The following is a 259-nucleotide window of genomic DNA, read 5'->3' as shown; positions in this document are numbered from 1 at the left end:
ACAGTTAAAATTATGCTTGGCTATTAACTCAAATGCTAAAGCTTGCAGTGCATCACCGGCTAAAATTGCGTGTGCTTCGCCGTACACGATATGACAGGTTGGGCGTCCGCGACGTAATTCATCATCATCCATAGCTGGTAAGTCATCGTGAACTAACGAGTAGCTATGAATACATTCTATAGCTGCAGCAAGTACGTCTAAATCTTGTTTATCTGCGCCGAGCATTTTACCCGTTGCGTAAACCAAAAAAGGACGCAAT

Annotated in this window: 1 protein-coding gene; it reads right to left on the bottom strand. The window is 43.2% G+C overall.

Annotation, left to right across the window (positions count from 1 at the left end):
- Window positions 1–259, bottom strand: a 259-nt coding sequence (locus AAEY79_RS15525; RefSeq protein ID WP_352289446.1) for a polyprenyl synthetase family protein, incomplete at both ends; no start/stop codon positions are given.

The organism is Psychrobacter sp. GW64-MNA-CIBAN-0177 (genome assembly GCF_040309585.1).
In the GTDB taxonomy this organism is placed as follows: Bacteria; Pseudomonadota; Gammaproteobacteria; order Pseudomonadales; family Moraxellaceae; genus Psychrobacter; species Psychrobacter okhotskensis.
Note: the sequence above shows the minus strand (reverse complement) of the source record. Positions and strands in the feature narration are given on the sequence as shown.